The sequence below is a fragment of the Arsenophonus endosymbiont of Bemisia tabaci Q2 genome (genome assembly GCF_902713415.1).
Lineage (GTDB): Bacteria > Pseudomonadota > Gammaproteobacteria > Enterobacterales > Enterobacteriaceae > Arsenophonus.
On the sequence record NZ_CACTIE010000066.1, the window covers coordinates 1 to 1623 of the forward strand.

The 1623-nt window shown below is 36.1% G+C and carries 3 protein-coding genes; all 3 read right to left on the reverse strand.

From position 1 onward, the window contains the following. Nucleotides 1-107 precede the first annotated feature (107 nt). Genes ARSQ2_RS03820 through ARSQ2_RS12440 form a run of 3 tightly spaced genes read right to left on the reverse strand, consistent with a single transcriptional unit; the run spans nucleotide 108 to nucleotide 1602 of the window. Nucleotides 108-941, reverse strand: a complete 834-nt coding sequence (locus tag ARSQ2_RS03820) for a TonB-dependent receptor domain-containing protein (RefSeq protein ID WP_255487321.1) — start codon at nucleotides 939-941, stop codon at nucleotides 108-110. A gap of 1 nt (nucleotide 942) precedes the next feature. Next, complete coding sequence (locus ARSQ2_RS13590) at nucleotides 943-1167, reverse strand: TonB-dependent receptor (protein ID WP_255487322.1); 225 nt, start codon at nucleotides 1165-1167, stop codon at nucleotides 943-945. A 57-nt stretch (nucleotides 1168-1224) separates the two neighbouring features. Beyond that, entirely contained in the window at nucleotides 1225-1602 is a 378-nt protein-coding gene (locus ARSQ2_RS12440; RefSeq protein WP_238334302.1) for a hypothetical protein, read from the reverse strand. Nucleotides 1603-1623 lie beyond the last annotated feature (21 nt).

Below are 1623 nucleotides of genomic sequence, written 5' to 3' on the forward strand. Positions count from 1 at the left end.
ATTCTGCACTTCATCCTATGAAATAGCAATATTTTTTAATTTTTAATAAAAAGTTAGCTAGCTATACTCATGGTAACAGCTAGCTAACTTTTTAACTCAAAATGATTTTAAAAGTTATAATTTAATCCTAAATTGTAACGGCGGCCATCTAATACGGCTTTATTATCATTATCCACTAAACGCCTATCTAAAATATTATAAACCCCTGTGAACAAAAAAAGATTTTTGCTCAGCGCGTAATTTACTCCCAGATCAACAAAGCTATAAGAGGGTAATTCATTCGCCATCGATGAGCGAGAAAGATATTGATTGGTTCTACCACGGAAATTTACCCGTGTCCAAGCTTCTAATTCAGTGGTTGCCTGCCAGCTTAACGATGCATTCGCCATATGCTTAGGTGTTTGACTAAAGGCTTTTCCCTTAAAATTGCTACTTAGTTGCTCAGAATCTGAGTAGGTGTAATTGGCTGCCATTGATAGATTATCCATGATTTGCCAATCAAATGTCGCCTCAATACCACGCAAGTTTGCCTTATCAACATTATCACGTGTACTTATAAAATCATATTGACTGCCATTAAGAATAATCGCATTACTACAAGCGGCTAATTTATCGCCACAGAGACGATATTCCATAATTTTATCTTTAAAATCAGTATTAAAAACTGTTACACCGATATTCAGGTCATCCTGATTATTCCATAACAAACCAATTTCCTGACCAATACTTTTTTCCGGTTTTAAATTTGGATTACCGAGAATGATCCCTTTACTTGTTTGGCCGCCAGTTATTTGTCCCCAGTTAGGCGACGACACTTGGCGTAAATCAGGTGAACGATATCCGGTCGCAACGCCACCTTTAAGTATCCATTGATCATTGATATGCCAAACACCATATAAGCGAGGCGTCCAATGTGCACGAAAATTCTCATCTTTATCCATTCTAATACCAGCCGGTTAATCTGAAATCATTGGTGGTGATCGTCCATTCATCTTCGGTAAATAATGCCCAACTCCAACGAGTTAATTTATTAACATTGGTCGCTGTCGGTAATTGGTTGTCTTGATTATGTAAATCTTCATAACGATACTGACCACCAATACTAAGTTTATGTGAATCTAAGTCAAATACTGTCTGGTTTTTAAGTAAGTTATCATTATATTTCATCTTTCTACTTGGGTTCTCTGATTCATCACGTTGAATAAATGTATCCATTGAACCCCACTAATAATTACCGTTATGCGTCAATGCATAGTTATTACGTCGATAAGTGGTATTATCATCTTCACATGACCGTTTAGTGCAAGAACGGGTTTTACTAATCGTCGAGTCATGTTGCTGTTCATCGTGCTTTAAATCCAAATCAAAATTATTCTGCTCATCGGGAGTAAATGAGAATTTTACCCCAGTATTACCCATTGACTGTTTCTTATAACCACCAACAAATTTATCTTCATTACGATCGGAATAAAGACCATTTGCTTTCATTCCCAACACACCGTCAATTAATGGGTCGGCCAGATAAAAACTACCCTGACCCACATTACCCGAGTTATAGCTAAGCATCTTAATTTTGATTACAAAATATATGTTTTTCTCCAATATAAATTTACTGATATAGAG